Source organism: Rhizobium sp. KNZ2-6A (assembly GCF_056755475.1).
This window is the reverse complement of sequence record NZ_JBNDIC010000080.1, coordinates 1-21,083: the sequence shown is the minus strand read 5'-3', so window position 1 is coordinate 21,083 and position 21,083 is coordinate 1. Positions and strand designations below refer to the sequence as shown.

Annotated in this window: 23 protein-coding genes and 1 pseudogene; 6 read left to right on the top strand and 18 right to left on the bottom strand. The window is 58.9% G+C overall.

Translation table 11 applies throughout. From position 1 onward, the window contains the following. Positions 1–118 precede the first annotated feature (118 nt). Together ACPYOP_RS31045 and ACPYOP_RS31040 are read left to right on the top strand one after the other, a co-directional pair. Positions 119–754 carry a TetR/AcrR family transcriptional regulator gene (locus ACPYOP_RS31045; protein WP_481414071.1) on the top strand — a complete coding sequence of 212 codons (636 nt, stop codon included), beginning with the start codon at positions 119–121 and terminating at the stop codon, positions 752–754. 236 nt (positions 755–990) lie between these two features. Beyond that, positions 991–1,830: a class I SAM-dependent methyltransferase gene (locus ACPYOP_RS31040; protein WP_481414070.1), complete on the top strand. Its 840-nt coding sequence runs from the start codon at positions 991–993 to the stop codon at positions 1,828–1,830. A 225-nt stretch (positions 1,831–2,055) separates the two neighbouring features. On the opposite strand, the gene ACPYOP_RS31035 is transcribed toward ACPYOP_RS31040, so the two are convergent. From ACPYOP_RS31035 to ACPYOP_RS30980, 12 genes and pseudogenes are all read right to left on the bottom strand, one after another. After that, positions 2,056–2,955, bottom strand: coding sequence for an alpha/beta hydrolase (locus ACPYOP_RS31035; RefSeq protein WP_481414069.1), 900 nt, complete (start codon positions 2,953–2,955; stop codon positions 2,056–2,058). Between the two features lie 318 nt (positions 2,956–3,273). After that, positions 3,274–3,708: pseudogene (locus ACPYOP_RS31030) on the bottom strand (TrbI/VirB10 family protein); the annotation flags it as partial. 168 nt (positions 3,709–3,876) lie between these two features. Next, positions 3,877–4,911 (bottom strand): Gfo/Idh/MocA family protein, encoded by a 1,035-nt coding sequence (locus ACPYOP_RS31025; protein WP_481414068.1) that lies wholly within the window; start codon positions 4,909–4,911, stop codon positions 3,877–3,879. Between the two features lie 5 nt (positions 4,912–4,916). Beyond that, positions 4,917–5,366, bottom strand: coding sequence for a type II 3-dehydroquinate dehydratase (gene aroQ / locus ACPYOP_RS31020; protein WP_132591303.1), 450 nt, complete (start codon positions 5,364–5,366; stop codon positions 4,917–4,919). A 30-nt stretch (positions 5,367–5,396) separates the two neighbouring features. Further along, positions 5,397–5,765, bottom strand: coding sequence for a 5-carboxymethyl-2-hydroxymuconate Delta-isomerase (locus ACPYOP_RS31015; protein WP_481414067.1), 369 nt, complete (start codon positions 5,763–5,765; stop codon positions 5,397–5,399). Positions 5,766–5,780: 15 nt separating this feature from the next. Continuing rightward, positions 5,781–6,641 carry a shikimate dehydrogenase gene (locus ACPYOP_RS31010; RefSeq protein ID WP_481414066.1) on the bottom strand — a complete coding sequence of 287 codons (861 nt, stop codon included), beginning with the start codon at positions 6,639–6,641 and terminating at the stop codon, positions 5,781–5,783. A gap of 12 nt (positions 6,642–6,653) precedes the next feature. Then, entirely contained in the window at positions 6,654–7,415 is a 762-nt protein-coding gene (locus ACPYOP_RS31005) for an amino acid ABC transporter ATP-binding protein (protein ID WP_481414065.1), read from the bottom strand. Positions 7,416–7,434: 19 nt separating this feature from the next. After that, positions 7,435–8,259: a transporter substrate-binding domain-containing protein gene (locus ACPYOP_RS31000; protein ID WP_481414064.1), complete on the bottom strand. Its 825-nt coding sequence runs from the start codon at positions 8,257–8,259 to the stop codon at positions 7,435–7,437. Between the two features lie 44 nt (positions 8,260–8,303). Further along, the gene (locus ACPYOP_RS30995) at positions 8,304–8,954 is read right to left on the bottom strand and encodes an amino acid ABC transporter permease (protein ID WP_481414063.1); all 651 of its coding nucleotides are present in this window, start codon (positions 8,952–8,954) and stop codon (positions 8,304–8,306) included. Between the two features lie 9 nt (positions 8,955–8,963). After that, positions 8,964–9,632: an amino acid ABC transporter permease gene (locus ACPYOP_RS30990; protein ID WP_481414062.1), complete on the bottom strand. Its 669-nt coding sequence runs from the start codon at positions 9,630–9,632 to the stop codon at positions 8,964–8,966. Positions 9,633–9,681: 49 nt separating this feature from the next. Then, the gene (locus tag ACPYOP_RS30985; protein WP_481414061.1) at positions 9,682–10,503 is read right to left on the bottom strand and encodes a sugar phosphate isomerase/epimerase family protein; all 822 of its coding nucleotides are present in this window, start codon (positions 10,501–10,503) and stop codon (positions 9,682–9,684) included. After that, complete coding sequence (locus ACPYOP_RS30980; RefSeq protein ID WP_481414060.1) at positions 10,503–11,240, bottom strand: GntR family transcriptional regulator; 738 nt, start codon at positions 11,238–11,240, stop codon at positions 10,503–10,505. Before ACPYOP_RS30980 ends, ACPYOP_RS30985 begins: the two co-directional genes overlap by 1 nt. A 252-nt stretch (positions 11,241–11,492) precedes the next feature. On the opposite strand from ACPYOP_RS30980, the gene ACPYOP_RS30975 reads away from it, so the two are divergent. The 4 genes from ACPYOP_RS30975 to ACPYOP_RS30960 all read left to right on the top strand — a co-directional run bounded on the left by ACPYOP_RS30975 (position 11,493) and on the right by ACPYOP_RS30960 (position 14,774). After that, positions 11,493–12,386, top strand: coding sequence for an intradiol ring-cleavage dioxygenase (locus ACPYOP_RS30975; RefSeq protein ID WP_481414059.1), 894 nt, complete (start codon positions 11,493–11,495; stop codon positions 12,384–12,386). A 20-nt stretch (positions 12,387–12,406) separates the two neighbouring features. Next, complete coding sequence (gene hpaH / locus ACPYOP_RS30970) at positions 12,407–13,189, top strand: 2-oxo-hept-4-ene-1,7-dioate hydratase (RefSeq protein ID WP_481414058.1); 783 nt, start codon at positions 12,407–12,409, stop codon at positions 13,187–13,189. A gap of 7 nt (positions 13,190–13,196) precedes the next feature. Further along, complete coding sequence (hpaI, locus tag ACPYOP_RS30965) at positions 13,197–13,961, top strand: 4-hydroxy-2-oxoheptanedioate aldolase (RefSeq protein ID WP_481414057.1); 765 nt, start codon at positions 13,197–13,199, stop codon at positions 13,959–13,961. 126 nt (positions 13,962–14,087) lie between these two features. Further along, positions 14,088–14,774 (top strand): type 2 periplasmic-binding domain-containing protein, encoded by a 687-nt coding sequence (locus ACPYOP_RS30960; RefSeq protein WP_481414056.1) that lies wholly within the window; start codon positions 14,088–14,090, stop codon positions 14,772–14,774. A 341-nt stretch (positions 14,775–15,115) separates the two neighbouring features. Here ACPYOP_RS30960 and ACPYOP_RS30955 read toward each other — a convergent pair whose 3' ends face one another. From ACPYOP_RS30955 to ACPYOP_RS30930, 6 genes are read right to left on the bottom strand one after another with little or no spacing between them, the layout of a single operon-like run. Then, a complete protein-coding gene (locus tag ACPYOP_RS30955; protein ID WP_481414055.1) occupies positions 15,116–15,718 on the bottom strand; it encodes an alkylhydroperoxidase domain protein in 603 nt (200 codons plus the stop codon). Positions 15,719–15,741: 23 nt separating this feature from the next. After that, on the bottom strand, positions 15,742–16,371 hold the full coding sequence (locus ACPYOP_RS30950; RefSeq protein WP_481414054.1) for a CMD domain protein: 630 nt from the start codon (positions 16,369–16,371) through the stop codon (positions 15,742–15,744). A 30-nt stretch (positions 16,372–16,401) separates the two neighbouring features. Further along, positions 16,402–17,451, bottom strand: coding sequence for a putative FMN-dependent luciferase-like monooxygenase (locus ACPYOP_RS30945; RefSeq protein ID WP_481414053.1), 1,050 nt, complete (start codon positions 17,449–17,451; stop codon positions 16,402–16,404). A gap of 4 nt (positions 17,452–17,455) precedes the next feature. Continuing rightward, positions 17,456–19,135 (bottom strand): dipeptide ABC transporter ATP-binding protein, encoded by a 1,680-nt coding sequence (locus ACPYOP_RS30940; RefSeq protein WP_481414052.1) that lies wholly within the window; start codon positions 19,133–19,135, stop codon positions 17,456–17,458. Beyond that, positions 19,132–20,049 carry an ABC transporter permease gene (locus ACPYOP_RS30935; RefSeq protein WP_481414051.1) on the bottom strand — a complete coding sequence of 306 codons (918 nt, stop codon included), beginning with the start codon at positions 20,047–20,049 and terminating at the stop codon, positions 19,132–19,134. Before ACPYOP_RS30935 ends, ACPYOP_RS30940 begins: the two co-directional genes overlap by 4 nt. Next, a complete protein-coding gene (locus ACPYOP_RS30930; RefSeq protein ID WP_481414050.1) occupies positions 20,049–20,990 on the bottom strand; it encodes an ABC transporter permease in 942 nt (313 codons plus the stop codon). Before ACPYOP_RS30930 ends, ACPYOP_RS30935 begins: the two co-directional genes overlap by 1 nt. Positions 20,991–21,083 lie beyond the last annotated feature (93 nt).

The window sequence follows — 21,083 nt, the reverse complement described above, 5'->3', positions numbered from 1 at the left end:
GGGCTATCTTATCTGCGAGTCTGTGGGACATGGACAACTCCGTTGCTAATTAAATAGTGATCTCTATATTAAGAGTGAAACCGACGCTGTCAATATTTAAATAGGGATCACTATTTTAATGGAAGAGCCGACCCGCAAACGGGGCAGACCGCGTGTGCTCGATCGCGATATCGGGCTCGACATCGCGGCACACCTGTTCTGGGAACGTGGTTACGAGGGAACTTCCACGGCCGACCTCACAAAAGCCATGGGAATCAATCCGCCGACGCTCTATTCGATGTTCGGCTCCAAGGAAGAACTGTACCGTCAGGCGCTCGACTTCAGCATTGCCCGTGAAAGCACGCGCCGGTCGCAGATCCTGCAATCCAATCTTCCGCTTTACGAAGCGCTCGGCCTCTACCTTTATGATATCGCCGACGGCGATACCCAACCGGACAAGCCGCCAGGTTGCATGGTCTCGACAGCCGTCCTGCAGCATGCCGAAGAAAATGCGTCCGTCGCGCGTATGACGGCGGCCTTACGTGAAGCATCGATGCAGACCCTCAAAGCCCGCTTCGACCGTGCCGTCGAGGAAGGTGAACTGCCGACGCAAACCGACACCGATACGCTTGCGCGGTTCTACGGTGCGGTTATCCAGGGTATGTCCGCCCAGGCCTGCGACGGTGCCTGTAATGCTCTGCTGAAGCGGCTGATCGACATCGCGCTAACGGCCTGGCCGGGAGAGCGCCGGACTTCGACTGAAGTTTCCGAGTGAAGAAGCCAATCACTCGCACTAACCGCAAAGAACGCAGAACTTCCTCAGTCGGCGGCCAGGGATATTCCGAGAGATGTAACGCGACAAAAGTCTTCCGTCAGTGGTCTTGAACCGATGCGAACTGGTGATCCTTCGGCTAACTCGGAAGTTGATATTTTACGAAAGGGCGAAACCATCCCTCGCCTTTGCCCTTCGGCCTTGCTATCGAAGAAATGTCATCATTGGGGGATGCATCGATGTCCGCTAAGAACGAAACGTCGACGGGGCACGAAGCCAGCGGCGTCGATTGGCTCGATCTTCACTTCGAATCATCGCGTCCCGAATATGAGGGCGCACTGCGGCAGGTCGGCATTCAGCCCGGTTGGTCGGTGCTCGATGCCGGTTGCGGCAGCGGCAGCTTCCTCCCGTTGATCTGCGATAGTACCGGCCCCGAAGGCACGGTCGCGGCTCTCGACCTCGCGCCCGAAAATGTTCGGCGGGCAGAAGGAATGATGAGCAAGGTCGACAATGGCCCATTTTTCAGTGCTCACGTCGGCAGCGTCCTTTCACTGCCCTTCGACGATCAATCTTTCGATTGCGTCTGGTCCGCGAATGTCATGCAATATCTGACGCCGGAGGAATTCAGGCTAGCCACAAGCGAAGCGGTCCGTGTTCTGAAACCTGGCGGCATCCTGGCCGTCAAGGATTTCGATTCCACGATGCTGCAGATCCTGCCGATGGATCACGGCGTTTTCACCCGATTCATGGCGGTGCGGCTGCGGAAGTTCCGTGAGCGTGGCGTGCTTGGCACGGATTGCGGCTCCACTATTCCGACACGAATACGCGATACCGGCATCGACGTGCTCTGGCGCCGCGGCTGGCTCGTCGAGCGCTGGGCGCCGGCCGGCGCACATACCCGCGCCTATGTCCGCGATCTGATCGCCTATTTCACGGCGGTAGCCCCCGATTACGATTTACCCGAGAGCGACCATCGCTATTGGGAGAACTTGGCCAGGGATCCGGATAGCCTTCTTGATCAGCCGGACTTTTGTTATCGCGAGTTCTTCGTCCTGACCCTCTGCCGGCGGGCTGCTTGAACGGATCCGGGCGCTTAGTTCGGAGACGAGCCGCCGAATATCTTTCGGCACATGGCCAGCATGTGCCGGTTGTAGTCCTGGTTGCGCATGGCATTTTCAAAAATCCGATGCGTGACCCGGTGCTGCCAATACTTGATGAGCGTATTCTCCCAATCGACAATCAGGTCTTCCCGATCCTCCAACCGATCCCTCGACTGCTCTCCTGCCGGCCGACGTAGGTTAGGGTTAAAGCGCCCTAGAGAAGAACGGAATCAATTGCTCCATCGCGTCATTGACTGCGTATTCCCGATCGTAGAGGTCGACGTGGGAAGCGCCTTTGACAGTATAGAGCAACTTTGGTTCTTTTGCTTGTGCAACAGCATCGCGCGTCATCCACGCTGTAACTGCTTTTTCGGCTGTAATCATCAGAAGAGGCCTTGGTGCGATCATATCGATGAAACGGAATGCATCGAATGTTGCCATTCGATCCAGGCTATCCCACGTCAGTGACTTTGCCGAGCGCAGATGGCCACACCGGTCGGTGCAATAATAGTCCCACCCTTCGAAGACATGAAGTCCCCCCAGGCGTGCCTCTTCTTCGGTGGCTGGAAAAATCGGGAAGCTGCCGATCTCTCCGCTTTTTGCCGCTTCAGTTCTCGCCTGAGCTGCCAAGTCTAACAGGCTATTGATAACAGCTGGGTCCTGTTTCCCGTCGGGACCGACACGAACTTGAAGGCCGACGTCGACCGCCGCGATGGTCGCCACTGCCTTTATTCTGCGGTCTCCCGCGCAAGCATGAATGACGTAACCACCGGATGCGCATATACCCAAAACACCGATTCTGTTAGCGTCGACCTTTCGTCGCAGGCTCAGAAAGGATACGGCAGCTTTGAAATCCTCTACGCGTTGCGAAGGGTTTTCAAAGCCTCGCGGCAAACCTCCGCTTTCTCCTTGGTATGCAGCGTCAAAAGTCAAGACTGTAAAGCCTCGGTCGGACAGTTTTTGCGCATATAGGGACGGCGATTGCTCTTTGATTGAAGTGCCGGGATGTCCAATAATGACTGAACACCCGTTTGAGTCCTGCGGTTGGTAAAAATGTCCGGCGATACTCACTCCGGAGCTAGCAAACGATACTGATGTGCGCATTTTGGCGTTCTCCACTGGTATTTCTGCGACCTTTGGGTCGCGGCAATGACAGAAAGAAGTACGCCCCGAATGTTTTTCGGACGTGTCCAGATACGAGCTTTTTGTATTAAACTGTAGCAGCCTATGCGGCGAAATAAGAAACTGAGCCCCTAACGAACGGAAGAACTGCCCCTCGTAACGCGTCTTGGGGTTGCGACGATCGCGGCCGATATCACCGACGAGGTAGTCGCACGCCGGATTGTCGGGGACGCACGTCCTGACGTCCTCGTTTTTGAACGCTGGTGCGCGCCCACACATAGGGCATTCCATCAGCAAAACTCAGCTGCGGTATGCCGCAGGAAAAACAATGTCCTGGTCGACGAGTACATTAAACTTGTAACCGGGGCGGATTTCGAGCGTCGGCTGAACATTGAGATTGCGACTGATTGTCTGCTCAGTAACGCGGCCGAAGCTCTCCGCGAAATTTCGCCGCGCCGCATCGGAGGCCGTCTCCTGCGTCGCAAGGGTCGAACTTTCGGGCAGTGACGCGTCGATCCCGGTACCGATCAGCGGGAGAAGCGCAGCCGACCCGAATGTCTTCCAATAGTGATTGTTCACCTTGTTATTGAAGCCGCCATAGCCTTGAGCATCTGTGCCCGCCATGCCACCGATCTGCAGCGTCGAGCCATTCGGAAAGATCAGGTCGGTCCAGACGACGAGAACGCGACTTTGCCCGAACGAGACCCTGCTGTCGTAGCGTCCGAAGAGTTTCGATCACTGTCCGCAGCGGGCCATCAGCGCAGGCGCTTTTCGCCTTGAAGGGATGCGAACCAACGACCCATTCTGAAATTTATCTAACGTACTGAGTCGTAGGCGCTTCGCGGGGTAAGATTCTGTTATGAAACAGCTATGCGTTTTCTCGCCGCTTGCCGGGACTCCTGGCTAAAGGACGACGCGTCTTTCCATCGCGGCCGACCGCTTGATGGCCTCAATGACTTTCAATGTCTCCAAGCCTTCCCGAGCGCTGACTAAAGGAGCTTCCTCGCCCCGAATGACTTTGCAGAACTGACGGATCTGCAGGACAAGCGGATCCTCGTTTTCGAATGCGGCCTTGTCGCGCTCAAATGCCTCGGTCCAGCTTCGCTTTTCGGCATTGCTCCATATTTCCAGCGACGGCATGGCCAGAGATCCGTGTGTTCCGCCGATCATGTAGCAAGTCTCTGCGGTTTTTGGGTAAGCGGGATTTTCTCCCGTCGTCATCTCCCAGCTCCACGGCGCGACAACGGAATCGGACACGGAAGCAGTACCGAGAACACCGCTTTTGAACTCGATGAGGATAACAGCGGTTTCCTCGACGGCATTGCCTCGCACTGCGTTGGATTCATACGCCTGTACGGCGTTTATATCGCCGCAAAGGAAACGGAGGTTGTCGATGTCGTGAATTAGGTTGAGGAAGACCGGCCCCGCTCCGCGCTCTCGCCGCCAGGGGATGTCAAAGTATTCGTCCGGCTTGAACAGCCAGAACATCGCATTCACGATCAGGATCCGACCGAGCGTCCCGCTGTCGATGATCTCCTTCGCTTTCTGCATCATCGGATTATGCCGGCGGTGATGTCCCGTCAGCAGCGCCACGCCTTTGGCCTCAGCCATTTGCACAAGCTTCTCTCCGGCAGCGCTATCGTCCGCGATCGGCTTTTCGATCAGCGCCGGTACGCCCGCTTCCACGGCTTCCAACCCATTTTGAACATGCACCTGGTTCGGCGTCGCGATGATGACTCCGTCAGGGCGCTCGGAAATCATCATGTCGGCAAAACTGGGGAACCAGCTGACACCAGCCTCACTCGCGATCGCCTGGCCGACTGGCGTGGGATCCACAACTGCCGCCAGCTCTGCGGCCGGCTCTTCCATCACATGCTTGATATGACGCTTGCCAATCAGCCCCGCCCCAAGGACTGCCAGCTTGACCCGGGTCGCCATCGCTATCAGTCCTTCTTCTCGGTCTTGAGCATGGTCGCAACTCTGCGGATGCCGAGTTGATAGCCTTCGGTGCCGAGACCAGCGATGACGCCGTCGGCCCGGTGGGACACGAAGGAATGGTGGCGAAAACTCTCGCGCTTGTGGACGTTGGAGATATGGATCTCGATGACGGGGCCTTCAAAGGTATTCAGTGCGTCGAGGATAGCAAGCGAAGTGTGCGTGAACGCGGCGGGGTTGATGACAATGCCAGCGCCGTCCTCGCGCGCTTGATGGATCCAGTCGATGATCTCGTATTCGCGGTTGCTTTGATGGAAACGGATCTCGTGCCCCAGTTCCGACGCCAACTTTCGGCAGTCCGCCTCGACGTCAACCAATGTCTCGTGCCCGTAGATATGCGGCTGGCGCTTGCCGAGGAGGTTTAGGTTTGGTCCGTTGAGAACGTAGATGAGGCTCATTGCATTTGTCCTTGTTAGGCGTTGCCGGGATCAGGCGAACGCTATGTCCTGAAACGCGAAGTTTGGGTCGGATTCGTAGAGATCTGCGCGAAGCCCGAGCCGGCCGGTTTCCAGTGCGGAAGCTGCGACGTCACGCGCAGCTTCGAGCACCGATTTCAGCAGCTCTCGTTTGACCTCCGGAGTGCGACCTGGGGCCATGCGTACAATTATCTGCACGAAGTGGTTGTCGGGATGCTCGTCACCGACGCAGGAGACGGTGGCTTCTCTGGCGAAGGTACGGACCACGGTTGGCTTGACCAGTCCTCCGTCACGGACTCGGCGATGAACCGCGCGGGTCAACTCGTCGATGGCGACGCGTTCCGCCGCGCCTCGGCTGTAGTCGATGATAATATGCGGCATGGAGTAGTCCCCCGATCACGCTGTCACTCGGCACAGCTCGTCGAAATGGCGCGACATTCGCTCCGTGTCGGGCGACAGGCCTGTGAAAAGCTCGAAGGCTGCGGCCGCTTGAAACACGGTCATTCCTCCGCCTGGGAGCGTTCGGCACCCCTTCTGCTTTGCCAACGCAAGGAGCTCGGTCACCAAGGGCATGTAGACGATATCCGCCACCCAGTGACGATGCTGTATCCAATCGGGATCTATCGGAAGCCCCGGATGGCTTCGCATACCGGTCGGCGTGGCGTGGATCAGGCCGTCCGCGGTGGCGAGCGCAGCACCGACGTCCCGGACCGACCTTGCAACCTCTCCTGAAAATCTCTCGTTGAGCTGGTCGGCGAGCGTGGAGGCGCGGCGCTCGTCCTGATCAAAGATCGAGAGCTTTTCTATGCCGAGTTTCACGGCAGCGTGCGCGACGGCCACCCCAGCCCCGCCAGCGCCAAGCAGAACAGCATGAGCCTTCGCGACATCGGGCAAGCCGCGCTCGAAATTCTTGTAGAAGCCATACCAATCGGTGTTGTGTCCGATCCGCTCGCCGTTCTGAAGCACGACCGTGTTTACGGCTCCAAGCATCTCGGCATCTTTGGACAGGCGCGTCAGGTGAGGCAGCACGGTCTGTTTGCATGGGTGGGTGATGTTGGTTCCCGCAAAGCCGCGGCTTTCCAACTCGTTCAGAAGATCCGGCAGCGCGGAAGGCGGCAATCCGCGCTCTGCCAGGTCCACGAGCTCGTACTCATAATCAAGTCCCAGGTGGCGCCCTTCCGTTTCATGGAGCGCCGGCGACTTTGACATTTGGATGTCGGCGCCGATGAGGCCGACCAGGAATTTGTTGTTGTCCATGTCTCTGCCCGTTCAGTGATGCGCGAGGATTTCGCCGAGAAATGCCTTCGTCCGGTCATGCGTGGGGTTCTTGAAGAAGGTTTCGGGCTCCGCCTCCTCGATGATCTCTCCGGAAGCCATGAAGATGACCCTGTCAGCGACTTGCCGGGCGAAGCCCATTTCATGGGTCACGCAGATCATGGTCATGCCGTCTCTTGCGAGGCCGATCATGGTGTCGAGAACCTCTTTGACCATTTCTGGATCCAAGGCGGACGTGGGCTCGTCGAAAAGCATCGCTTTCGGCTCCATGCACAGGGCGCGCGCGATGGCGACGCGCTGCTGCTGTCCGCCGCTGAGCTGTGCTGGATACTTTTCCGCCTGATCGAGGATACGGACGCGCTCGAGATATTTTCGCGCCAACTTCTCCGCGTCGGCACGGCTTGCGCCCCGCACTCTCATGGGTGCAAGCGCGCAGTTTTGCAGGACGGTCATATGCGGGAACAGATTGAAGTTCTGGAAAACCATTCCGACTTCACGTCGAATGGCGTCGACCGCCTTGGTAGTACCGTCCAGCACTTGACCTTCCACCACGATATTGCCGCCCTGAATCAGTTCAAGAGCGTTGATACAGCGGATCAGGGTGGACTTGCCGGAACCGGACGGCCCGCAAAGGACGATCTTCTCTCCCTTGCGAACCGACAGATTGATGTTCTTCAGGGCGTGGAAGGAGCCGTACCATTTCTCCACTTTATCCAGGGATATCAGGGTCGACTGATCGTTGGGGGAATTGAGCACGGCGCCCTCCATTTATGCTTTACTTGACCGTAAACGGGATGTTGGGGATGGATTCAGGGAATTTGGGAAGATCGATTGCCATCCACTTCTTGGTGATGGCCGCGAGTTCGTCGTTGCCCTTGATCTTGTCGAGGAAGGCGTTGACTGTCTCGTTCCAGTCCTTCTCGCCGAGCCGCGTTCCCACGCCGTTGTACGTCGTCAGGAAGTCGATCTTTCGTTCATAGGTGCCGGCACTGGCTGCATCGAGCCTCTGCCCGTAGAACTGATTGCCGCCCACTGCCTTTACCTGTCCGGAGATCAGGGCCTGGATAGTGGCCGCGTCATCGTCGAAGCGGCGGATGGTGGCCTTCGATCCGACCGCGTCGGTTACGGCCTTGTCCTGCGAGCTGGACTTCGGCACGCCTATTTCCCAACCAGCCACATCGGCCGGCGATTTCACGGCGTCGGCTTTGGCGGCATAAAGCGAAATCGTGTTGGCGGCATAAGGTTTGCTGTACTGGATCGACTTGGCGCGCTCTTCCGTCATCGCCATCGTGGCGAAGAGGATATCGACCTTGCCGGTCGTCAGCGCGGGGATACGGTTCGCTACCGCGAGCGGTTGGAACTGGACTTTCACGCCGAGCTCCTTGGCGAACAGCGTCGCCACGTCGGCATCGAAGCCGTCCTGTTTGCCGCTCGAGTTCACAAAGCCCCAAGGCGCGTTGTCGCCCTGGATGCCCACGACGAGCGTTCCCTTCGACTTGATCTCCTCGACAGATGCTGCGGTGGCTGCCGCAGCGCCAACGGCGGCGAAGGTAGCGGTCGCCAGCGCTAGACCGAGGAATTTCCTGCGATTGGTATTCATTGCACTTTCCTCCTCTTGTGTTGTTTACTTCTCCCGAAGCAGGTTTAGTGGGCGGCTTTTGCCATCCGTTTCTCAAGGCCGCTTCCGACATGGGAAAGGGGCCAGCAAATCACGAAGTAGATTATTCCGACGATCCCGAAGACGAGCAGCGGGCGGTAGGTCTGGTTCGATATGATCTGGCCAGCCCGGGTCAGCTCGATGAAGCCCACGATCGCCGCAAGCGACGTCCCTTTAATGAGCTGCACAAGAAAGCCAATGGTCGCGGGCATCGAGATCTTCAAAGCCTGTGGCAGAACCACGTCCTTCATTCGGGAGACGTAATGCAGGCCAAGAGCGTTCGCGGCTTCGGTCTGCCCTTTGGGAACGGCTTCAATCGAACCGCGCCATATCTCGCCGAGGAAGGCGCTTGCGTGGAGAGTGAACGCGATCGCGACAGCGACCCAGGCGTTGACGTCGATGCCAAGCAAGGCAACGCCGTAGTAGACGACAAAAAGCTGCATCAGGAGCGGCGTACCTTGGAAGAGCGCGATGTAGCCGGATGATGCAAGCCTCGCGAACTGATGCTTCGACGTGCGCACAAGCGCGATCAAGATGCCGAACACGCCTCCGCCAATGAAACCGATAATCGCCAGCAATACGGTCCATTTCAGACCCTGCAGGATGAAGAACAGCTCGTTTTCGCCGATGGGACCCATGAGCGCCTCCTATCGAGTCGGATAGTTGAAGTAGGAACGGGAGATCAGAGCAAAGATTCCCATCATCAGGCTTGAGATGACCAGGTAGATTGCGGTCACGGTGAAGTAGACTTCGAAGCTTCGGAACGTATCGGACTCGATGCGTTGCGCTGCGGATGTCAGCTCATATGCGGCGATCGAGGTGCACACCGACGTGGTCAAGGTCAGCATCACGAATTGGCTCGTCAAAGACGGGTAGATCGCTCGCAGTGCCGGCTTGAGAACGATGAGCCGGAAGACGTCGGCCTTGTGCAGCCCGAGCGCAAAACCGGCTTCGATCTGTCCCTTGCTGATGCTCTCAACGCCCCCGCGGATGATCTCGATAGCGTAGGCGCCTCCGTTGATCCCCAGCGCGATAATTGCGGTGACCGTCGGGTTCAGACGGATGCCCGTAAGCGGAAGGGCGAAGTAGATGAAGAAGATCTGCACCAGGAACGGCGTGTTGCGGACGACTTCGACGAACGCGATCACCGGAGCGCGAACCCACGCGGTCTTCGACGTTCTTGCTGCAACGCCCAGGATTCCGATCACGAGAGCGAGCAGCATCCCGGCGAAGGCGAGACCCAACGTTCCGAGCGAACCCCAAAACAATTCCGGGGCGCGGTCGAAGACCGCGCCAAAATCAAACCTGTAACCCATCTACTAGCTTCCTCCCTTCGGCGCGGCTCTCGCCTCGCCGGCGCCGCGATCACTGACCCGGCTTAAATATTCGTAAGGCCCCTTCGAACAGGCGTTTCAAATGCTCCTCCGCGTCTGCCGAGCCTGAAAGAGGTACTTCGACCGAGATCGATGCTGCCCCGTCGGCTATTGCAACCAGTTCACCCAACGGCAATTCGCCCTCGCCAGGGACAAGACGCTGGCCTCGGGCCTCCGCGATCATGGCCTCCGCCGTGCTCGGAGCGGGTCCGATGACGTCGCACAACTGGACGTGCTTGACCCTGTCGATCTCGGCGCGCAGCGACGTCAACGTTCCGCCGTTCCTGAAGAAATGCACTCCGTCAACGAGTGCGCCGGCATTGGGCGCGCCGCTCGATTTCAGGAGATTGACGCTGTCGGCGAAGGTTCTGACCGTCCGCCATCCCATGTTCTCGATATCGACTGCCAATCCGTAGCCGCTTGCAAGGCCGCAGAATTCGGTGAAGTTCGACTGCAGCCTGCTCTGCTCCGGATCGTCGCCGCACACGCTTAGACGCTTGGCCCCGATGTTGGCAGCCGCGGCCATTATGGGCTCCAGAGACAAGGCGTTGAACGAGGGATCGATGACAAAGAACTCGATATCGAAGACCTCGAGCGCTTCGCCGCGCAGGACGGCTTTCAATTCTTCCGCTGCGTGGCCGCCTGCAGGCAGCTCGCAGTACGGCGCTCCAGGAAAGGCCGGATTCAGCCTCAGCCCGATCCTGGAAAAGCCCGCCCCCGCTGCGGCCTTCGCAAAATCGCTCGGCGCCAGGGAGATGGCGGAGAAGTGCGCTACGCCAATCTTTTGTTCTGATTTTGATCCAGGCGCCACCATCACACGATCCCTTTCGTCGCGAGATGATTTCGAAGGTTCGTCCCCGTGCGGTGGATGTGCTGTCGCAGTTTCTCGCTGGCGTATTCGATATCCCGCGCGACCGCTCCTTGCGCAATCTCGCTGTGCTCCTGCCCGACGTTCCGGTCGCCGGAAGTCCTGATGAGGAAAACTCGGCGGTATCGATCATTCAGGTTCAGCAAGAGGCCGCAGAAATGCAACAGAAGCGGTTTGCCGCAGCCGGAAATGAGCGTGAGATGGAATTCCCGGTGAAGTGCCTCCCATTGCTCAAGCGTCTCAGGCCGTGAGGCATCTCGATCCGTGCGGTTCAGGCGATGGAGCGAGCGCATTATGTTGCTCTCCCACTCGACATCGCCGATACGCATGGATTCCCGCAGCGCGAAGACTTCGAGCTCTTCGCGCAGCGTCGTGATTTCTTCCAGATTCGCCAGCGAGATCGGAGCTACGCGATAGCCGCGGTTGTCCTGAAACTCCACCAGGCCGTCGGAGATCAAGCGGGCAAGTCCCTCCCTCAGAGGGCTTAAGCTAACGTTGAACGTGCGGCGAGCCTTGTCGAGATTGATCTTGCTGCCGGCCTCCAGCTCGCCGGAGATGATCGCCTCGCGCAGACGCGATGCCAGCTGGCTTCCGATCGTGTTCTTGCCATCATCGGAAAAACCCGCGGAGGCCGTTTCCTCGTCTGTCATTGGCGCAGAGGCGCTGTCGTCGGTCGAGCTCATCCCTACTCCCTGACAATTCTGATCAACTGTCGATGATCGATATGATAAACGATTATTTATGTCAACGAGAAAGCGAAGAAGGGCCCGTTTTGTAGCTAAAACTCGATCAACTTGTGAATTTAATTCAATAAATTCAGCACCTTAATACAATGTAGAGCCAATTTTCTTCCCGCCAACGGAAAAAGGCGTCGTAACATTCATTGACAGATAATCGATTATTTTTAATAGTCAGCGCCAGTGGGAGGTACTCTTATGGCCATAAAAACTGAAAGCGAGTTGACGCCTGCCGTCCTCGCGGTGATGAACAAAACTGAGGATCCACGCCTGCGAGAAATCCTCGTAGCGATGGTGAAGCATCTCCATGCATTCGTGCGGGAGGTGAGATTGTCCGAAGTCGAGTTCCGCGAAGCTACGGCAATACTCAACGAGATCGGACAACTGCAGACGGACAGCCACAACGAGTTTGTTCTCATGGCCGGATCTCTCGGCGTATCCTCGCTGGTTTGCCTTTTGAACAACGGCGACGGCGGCCAGACGGAGACGTCGCAGTCTCTTCTCGGCCCGTTCTGGCGCCTGAACTCTCCCCGTGTCGAAAACGGCGGTACGATCATCCGCTCCGACACGCCAGGCACGCCGCTCTATGTCCGCGCCAGGGTGGTAGACCGCGACGGCAGGCCGATCGCGGGTGCCGAGGTCGACGTCTGGCATGCTTCTCCTGTTGGGCTCTATGAAAATCAGGACCCCGATCAGGCTGAAATGAACCTTCGGGGCAAGTTCACCACGGACGCCGACGGCCGCTTCTGGTTCAGTACCGTGAAGATGGTCGGATACCCGATCCCGGTCGATGGCGTCGTCGGCCGACTGCTAAGGGCGCAGGGACGTCACCCGTACCGACCAGCGCATCTTCACGCCCTGATCTTCAAGCAGGGATACAAGACGCTGATTTCCCAGGTCTTCGATCCAAGCGATCCCAACATCGATTCCGACGTTCAGTTTGGAGTGACGGCAGCCCTGACCGGCGACTTCGTCCGCCATGACGAACCGCATCCGTCCGAACCCGGCATCGAGGGGCCCTGGTTCTCGCTCGACTACACCTACGTCATGGAGCCCGGCGAAGCCGTGCTGCCGCGCCCGCCAATCAAATAACCAACGACAGAGCCGAACCGATGATCACAGAACAGGAACGCCGAGAGGCGGCCAACGCCCTTCTGAAGGCAGAAACCGACCGCAAGCCAATCGTTCAACCGAGCAAGACCTATCCCGATCTGGAGCTTGAAGACGCGTACAAAATTCAAGCGCTCTGGGCGGAGGCTCGGATTGCTAGGGGTGCTCGGGTCGTAGGCCACAAGATCGGCCTTACGTCGCGCGCGATGCAGATGGCATCCAAGATGACCGAGCCTGACTACGGTGTCATCCTCGACGACGCCCTCTACAACGACGGAGCGCAGATCAAGGCGGACCTCTTTATCAAGCCCCGCCTCGAAGTCGAGCTCGCCTTCGTGATGGGCGAGGATCTCGAGGGGCCTGGTACGCGGATCTATGACGTGATGAGGGCGACCGAATTCGTCGTTCCGGCTCTCGAGATCATCGACTATCGCACCGAGGTTCCGAGGGCGATCACCGACACGATCGCCGACAATGCCGCTTTCGGGGCGATCGTTGTTGGCGGGCGCATCATTCGCCCAATGGACGTCGACATCCGCTGGGTGGGCGCCACCCTCTCGAAGAACGGCATTATCGAGGAATCCGGTGTTTCTGCAGCGATCATGGGCCATCCGGCAGCCGGGATCGCCTGGTTGGTAAACAAGCTCCATGCTGTGGGCGGCGGTTTGAAAAAGGGCCAGATCGTGCTGGCCGGCTCTTTCACCCGCCCCGTGGACATCGCCCAGGGCGACGTGATCCAGGCCGACTACGGTCCCGTCGGCTCAATCGGCGTCTCATTCGTGTGAGGATCTAATGGAACTCCCCATCAACAGCTTCAAGCGAAAACTCCAGGCCGGTCAAAGTCAGATCGGATTGTGGTGCGGCCTTCCGGGCAGCTATACAGCGGAAATCGTCGCACCGTCCGGTTTCGACTGGCTGCTTTTCGATACCGAGCATTCTCCCAGCGACGTTCTTACTGTGCTTCCACAGTTGCAGGCGATCGCGCCGTACGACGTCTCCCCCGTAGTGCGCCCGGCCTTCAACGACCCTGTATTGATCAAGCGTTTTCTGGATATCGGCGTCCAGACGCTTCTCATTCCATATGTGCAGAATGAACAGGAGGCGAAGGCGGCCGTGGCGGCGGCGCGTTACGCACCGCGAGGTATCCGCGGCGTATCCGCCCTCACCCGCGCCACCCGTTTCGGGCGCGTGCCGAACTACGCGCAGATTGCGGAACAGGACATCTGCCTCTTGCTGCAGATCGAGACACGAGAGGCGCTCGATCGGCTTGAAACCATTGCAGGGGTCGACGGAGTCGACGGGATCTTCATCGGTCCGGCGGACCTCGCAGCCAGCCTCGGCTATCCCGGCCAACCGGGTCATCCCGAGGTAGTTTCGGCAATCGAGAATGCGATCGAACGCTTGAAAGCTATCGGCAAGCCTTCGGGCATCTTGACGCCTGACGAGAAGTTTGCGGCTCGCTGCATTGCGCAGGGAACGCTGTTCACCGCAGTTGGCGTCGATGTTGCTCTCCTTGCCAGAGGATCGGAAGCACTTGCGTCCAGGTTTTCGCGCTAGAGCCGGCTGATTTTAGGTCTGTTCGACCTAAAATCTGAATCCGCTCCAGACTCAACGAAGTAGAGCGTAATGTCCTCCGAAAACCGCCTACACTTTTCGGCATCACGCTCTAGGGAGACGTAACATATGTTCAATTTGGAGCAGGTCCGGTCGGAGATAGCGCCGGCTGGAATCATTAGGGCCGCCGTCAACATGTCGAACACAGCGTTGATTCGCTGGGACGAAAACGCGCGCGCCTTGGTGGGACCGAGCGCGGAAATTGCGGATAGGATCGCCCACGAACTTTATAGAGGGCTTTCTCTGATACGATACGGATCGGCTGCGGATATTCTTTCCGCTGCCGACGGCGATGAGTGGGACATCGCCTTCATCGCGTCAGACCCATCAAGAACCGATCGCTTCAGCTTCTCGCCTCCCTATATCTCGGTCGAAGCCACCTACCTGGTTCCAGTAGCTTCACCCTACCGGACGGCGGACGAGCTGGATTCCACCGGAATTCGCATCGCTTCCGCGCGTAGCGCCGCCTATACGAAGCAGCTTGAGCGAACACTCAAGCGAGCAACGGTGCTACATGCCGACAGCCCCACGGCGGCCCTCGACTTTCTCGCCGACCGAGAATGCGACGCGGCGGCTGGACTGACCGAATTCCTCTTCAACGCCTCGGAGCGGATGGAAGGCTTCCGGATGGTAGACGGAGTGTTTTCGCGAATTCCTCAGACGATCGCGGTGCACAAACGGGCCACCAACGCCTCGCTCTACATCGCGGACTTCGTGCAGCGTTTGGCGACATCCATTGGGCAAGGAGACTTCTGACGTACAAGGACGATCGCACAAGGTCCCAAACAACCGGACGTATTGTGCCGAAGTGAAGCCCGCCTCCTCATCACTCGGAAGATCCTCATTATCTGCATATGGACTTTGTTGCGAAATTTACGTGGGGTTTACACGCTCTTGATAGGATCCGAACCGCAGAGCAATAGCTATAGGCTTGCAATTCGGAACCCTTCAAGCAGTTATGCTCACTAGCCACCAGCTGCATAATCCCTTCTCACATTGTCCAAATCTGCATTCGCTTTGACCCTCGATGGAGAGACTCCCGTAGACCGAGCTACTTCCCTCGCAGCTAATTTAGAGCTCATGTCCGGAAAAGAGGGTCAGGTCGCTGGCGTCGGCTCGCCAAGCGAAAGCATCAACCGGTTTGCCCAGTTGAAGAAGGCGGCACCATGGATCACATCTGCGATCTCCAAGTCCCCCAACCCTTCTTCGCGCAACCTGCTGATTTCCCCTGCTCCGAATTGCGCTGGCGTCGCCGTCAAGGCAGCCGAAGCCTCTACAATTGCGTTCCACCGGCTGCCCAGATCGGCGTGAAGTCCCTCATCCAAAAGACGCTGCACGTCATCCGTCCGCTTGGAATGATGGGAGGCAAAACGAGAATGTACCGAGGCGCAGAAAATGCAGCCATTGGCTCGTGACGCCGCCGTAGCAGCCAGTTCGCGCTCAGCCCGGGGCAGGCCCTCCGAAACGTTGTAGAAGATATCCTTGTCCGTCTTGGTGCGGGCCTGGAGAATGTCGGGGTCGCGCACCAGCAACATGAAATAAGGCGATTTCGCGCGGGATGCATCCACAAGGCCGGCCCAATGACGCTCGGTCAGCTCGGCTTCCTCAATTGGCTGCAGCCACGACGTCCAGCCGATCTCGGCTTGGGTGAAGGCATTCGGCCGGTTCGCTATTTCGGGATGAATGACGGTCTCGGTCATGGAATGATTCCTTGTTCGTTCAATTAGGCTTGGGTGACCTGTCCGACATTGGTGGAATTTGCCGCCAGCGCCCGCAGACCGGCAACGACCCTGATCTGAAACGTCAGAAATGCCGTGATCTGCGACAAGGTCACGATGCCGGTGGTCGTCCAGCCGGCCTCTAGGAGCTTCTGCAACGCCGCAGCAGTTGCTTCTCTCGGGCGGAAGACCAAAAGATGGCTGTGTTCGAGCGCCGCGCTAAGCTTCTCGTCAAGAAGCTTTCGGCTCTCGCCTGAAACCTCATAGACGAGGCCCGGCCGGTCCTCGCTGGAAAGCGGGCCAGCCGGATAATGACCATAGGGTCCGAGTGCTCCACCGCGCTCCAACTCGATGCCGATGACGGTAGCGAGCGCGGAGCCGTGCGCCTCATCCTGCAGCCTGGAGAAATAGAAGCTCTTGGCTTCGGCCGCCTTGTGCAACCCGGCAACGAAGGCGGCGACGGCGAAGCGTTCCGCCGGGGTTACGCTCCCCGAATGCTCGGGCTCAAAGAGGGCCTCATAGCTCCTCTGAGCATTGAGACGCGTCTCTGGCCGCCGCGCCCGAACATGATCAAGATGGGAACCGCGCTCTATTCCCGCGAGGAAATCGATGATGTCTTTGGTCTGCAAGGTCATGGTTGAAGCCTTTTCTTCAGATGCCGGTGCTCAGGCCCGCGTTACGACGCGACGATCATTTTCGAGTGAACCTTGCCGTGCCCAGCCGAGTGCGGGGGCGACATGGGTTGCGGTCAGTTCGAGCGAGCGCAGAATATAGTCATGCGGCGGATCGACGGAGTGCACTTGAAAGACCAGATCCGTGACCCGCGCCAGCGCAGCATCCGCCTGAAGCGATGCGATAACATCATCAGGGGTGCCGACGTGAACATCGAAGGCTCTGATCAAATCCGCCGTGCTCTCGCCTGGAACCGCAAAGCCGGTTGCTTTGAAGTGTTCGACGATCCGCCGCAGGCCGATATCGGCAAATTGCAGCGCCTCTTTTCTGTTGTCGGCAACGAAGAGGCTCCGCGAGCCCAATATCCGCGGCTGACGCCCGGCCGGCAACGCCGAAAGATAGGCGTCGATGATCGGATTCTGCAGGTCGGAGAGCTTGGCGTCCGGCGTCTCAGCAGGTCGTGGCTGCGTGCGCGACAACATCAGCCCGTCACCATCGCGGCCGGCACGCAAACCGCCGCCAGCGGAAAATGTCGCCTGCCAGACACGATCACGCACATGCGGCGCGGCGGGATAGAGACGGTTGCCGCCTGTCAGTTCATGGCCCGCCCATGCGTCGCGTACCACTGCGAGATGCCTGCCATAGATCTCCGTGCGCTGACTGCTTTCCAGGCCGAAAGGCAAGAAAGCCTGCGGCGTACCGCCTGTGCCAAAACCGACCTCCAGCCGCCCGGCGAGCAGACTGTCGAGCACAGCGGTATCCTCGGCGACACGTACCGCATTTTCCATAGGCAGCGTGATGACGCCAGTCCCGAGACGGATACGCGATGTTCGCGGAGCCAGGGAAGCAAGGAATACCAACGGTGCGGGCAAACCACCCTCTTCGCCGTTGAAATGGTGCTGCGCTACCCAGGCACTGTCGAAGCCATGCTTTTCGGCATGGATGATCTGTTCGGCAACCAGCCTGTAGCGGGTTGCCGCATCCGCCCGGTCCAGGACGCGGCTGAAGAAGCCTAGTCTTTTCGGTAATGTTGACGTATCCATGCGATCATCCTGCATTAATGGGAGAGCTACTTACCGCTCGCGGAAACTTCTTACCGGGTACGGCGTCGATCAGCTCGCGCGTGTAGGAGCTTTGCGGATTGTTGAAGACCTCTTCGATCGTGCCAGTCTCGACCAGCCGGCCGCCATTCAGCACGGAGACGGTATCGGCGATCTGCCGCACGACCGCGAGATCATGAGAGACGAAAAGATACGTCAGCCCGAGTTCGCGCTGCAGCTCGTCGAGCAGATCGAGGATCTGCGCCTGCACCGTGACGTCAAGTGCGGAGACTGCCTCGTCCAGCACCAGAATCTGCGGGTCCAGCACCAATGCTCGGGCAATTGCGACCCGTTGGCGTTGTCCGCCAGACAGTGCATGCGGCCGCCGCTGCAGGGCGTCCGTCGGCAGCTTGACCTTGTCGAGGGTCAGCGCCACCTTCGCCAAGCGCTCGCGTTTCGGAAGTCGCTCGAAATTCAATAGCGGCTCCTCCACGATTCTTTCGATCGTCTGCCGCGGATCAAGCGAGCTGTAGGGATTCTGATAGACAAGCTGGATCTTCTTGCGGAAAAGCCTGAGCGTTTCGCCGCGCAGCGTCGACAGGTCCAGCCCGTCGATCAGAACCTGTCCGGAGGTCGGGCGCTGGAAAGCGGACACGACCCGTATCGTCGTTGTCTTGCCTGAACCGGATTCGCCGACGATTGCATGAGTGCTGCCACGGCGGACGCGAAACGATACGCCGTCCACAGCCCTGAAACCGCCGCCGCTACCGCCTGCGAAGTCCTGAACCAGCCCGTCGACGACGATGATATCGCCTGCCGGCGGCGTCGATGAGACGGTGGCGGCCGGCGAGCGCTTCGGCCGCGCATTCAACGATGGTGCGTCGGCAAGCAGGCGTCGCGTATAGTCGCTTTGCGGATGTCTCAAAATGTCGGCGGTGGGGCCCTTTTCCTGGATGCGGCCATGCTGCAGGACAATCAGCTTGTCGGAGCGGTCTGCGGCGATACCGAGGTCATGGGTCACCAGAAGAACCGCTGTGCCATATTCGCGCCTGAGATCGTCGATCAGATCAAGAATGTGCCGTTGTACGGTGACGTCCAGGGCGCTCGTGGGTTCATCGGCGATGATCAGCGAAGGCTTCAGCGCGACGGCGATGGCGATCAGCACACGCTGGCGCATGCCACCGGAAAGCTCGTGCGGATATTGTTTTGCGCGCAATTGCGGCTGGCTGAGGCCGACGCGTTCAAGCAATTCGACCGCTTGAACGCGTGCGGCTGCTCCCGATGCCCTTCCGTGGACCGTCAGAATTTCGGCGACCTGATCCCCGATCGTCCTCACCGGATTGAGCGAGTTTCCCGGGTCCTGCGGCACGAGGCTGACCACGGATCCGCGAATGCCATCCAGTCGTCTTTGCGGCCAGCCGGCAATATCCTCGCCGTTCAGGCGGATGGTCCCCTGCTGCAGAATCCCGCCTTCCGGCAAAAGGCCGATAAGCGCCTGCGCCGTCGAACTCTTGCCGGAACCGGACTCGCCCACAAGGGCGACGACTTCACCGGCACGCACCTGAAAATCGATATCGTGAACGACCGGGCGAAGCCCGCTCCTGTCGCGATAGGCAACCCGCAGACCCGCTACATCGAGGATGGGTGTGCCCTTATGACCAGGCGTTGCAGTGACGAGGGCCGTCATTTGCCGATACTCCCGATTGCGCGGCTGATGCGATTGATGGAAATGACGACGAGCACGACGACGAGGCCGGGAGCGGCCGTCAGCCACCAGGCGGTTGCGATATAGTTGCGCCCCTCGGCAATCAGCAAACCCCATTCAGGGGTCGGCGGCGGCGCGCCGTAGCCGAGAAAACCGAGAGTCGACAGCTGCAGAATAGCCCAACCAGCCTGAAGCGCGGCGAAGGCAATCACCGAGGTCAGCGAATTGGGCAGGATATGACGCCAAAGCACCTTCAAGAAAGTGCCGCCGCTGCCAAAGGCGGCTTCGACATATTCGCTTCGCCGCACAGTGACCACCTCGGAGCGGACCAAACGGGCAAACTTCGCGATCAGCGTGCAGCCGACGGCGATTGCAGCATTGACGGTGCCGAAGCCGAGTAGAACGATGATGCTGAGCGACAGCAGCAGATCGGGAATCGATAGCAAAACGTCTACCAGCCTCATGATGACAGTCTCAAGCCTTCCGCCCAGCGAGCCGGCAAGGACACCGAGCGTCGTACCCACCAGAAGGGCGGTGCCCACGGCAGAAAGCGCGCCGGACACCGAATGCACGGCGCCATGGACGATGCGGGCATAAAGATCCCGCCCGAGCGAATCCGTGCCCAGAACATGCGCCGCGCTCGGCGGCCGGAGATGCTGGCCGGGCAGGCCCTGGATGGGATCGTAGACCGTGAAGATGCCGGGAAAGAGCGCCCAAAGCACAGCGAGCGCGAGCACGACGCACGCCAGAACGAGGCCGGGCTGGATTGCCGGCCATCGCCGGCCGGATCCGAGGTTTCTGCGAAGCTTGGTTTGAAGCGTCGCCGGTTGTGTGCCCTCCTCCAGGGCGAAACCATCGGGGCCCGGATGACGTTGAGCGGTTTCGATGCTTGCCATCATGCAGCTCCCAGCTTGGTCTTCAGACGGGGATCGAGCACGGGATAGAGAAGATCGATCACGAGATTGATGACGACGAAGGCACTTGCGGCAATGACGACGATCGCCTGCAGAACGGCGACATCCTGGCTATCCACCGCCTGCTTCGTGAGCCCGCCGATGCCATTGAGCCCAAAGACCGTTTCGGTGATGACAGCGCCGGCAATCAGTTCGCCGAAGAGTAGACCGGCAACGGTCAGAACCGGCAGTAGCGTGTTCTTGGCGACGTGCCGCCACAGCACCTTTGCATGCGAAAGCCCTTTGGCGCGCGCAACGGGCACGAAGGGTCTCATCAGCACTTCGTCTATGTTCTTCAGCAGTATCTGCGCGAGCGGAGCCGAGATCGGCACCGCAACCGTCAGGATGGGCAGGAAAAGGCCTTCCCATGGACCCGGATTGATCACCGGCACAAGGCGAAGCCGGAAGGAAAATATCTGGATGAGCATGATGCCGAGCCAGAAGGTCGGCACCGATATGAAGAGCGACGGAACGGACTGGATCAAGCCGCGCAGCCAGGCAAAACCGGAAAGATTGCAGGCGATCGCAATCAGAACGGCAAGAAGGGTCGCCACCGCGAAACCAAGTCCCGCAAGCAGCAGCGTCGGCGGCAGGTTGGTGGCAAGCAAGGAGTTCACCGGCACGCCCGCCTGCAGGGAGTAACCGAAATCGCCGGTCAGGAAACTCCAGACGGCGTGGACATATTGATGCAGAAACGAGCCATCGGCGCCGTAAGCGGCCCTGATCTCGGCAAGCTGCTCGGGGCTGAGCCCATAGTCCGGATTTTGAAACTTGATCAGCACCGCGTCACCCGGCAGGGATTGCAGCAATATGAAGGATACGGTGAATGCCGCCCATAAGACGAATAGAGCCTGCCCAATTCTCGATAATATGTATCTTGCCATGCTGTTATCACGCGCTCCCGGAGAGAGAGCCCGGCGCCACACCAGGCCCTCGCTTTTCGTCAATGCTCCGCAAGCCAAGTGCTGTAAAAGGAC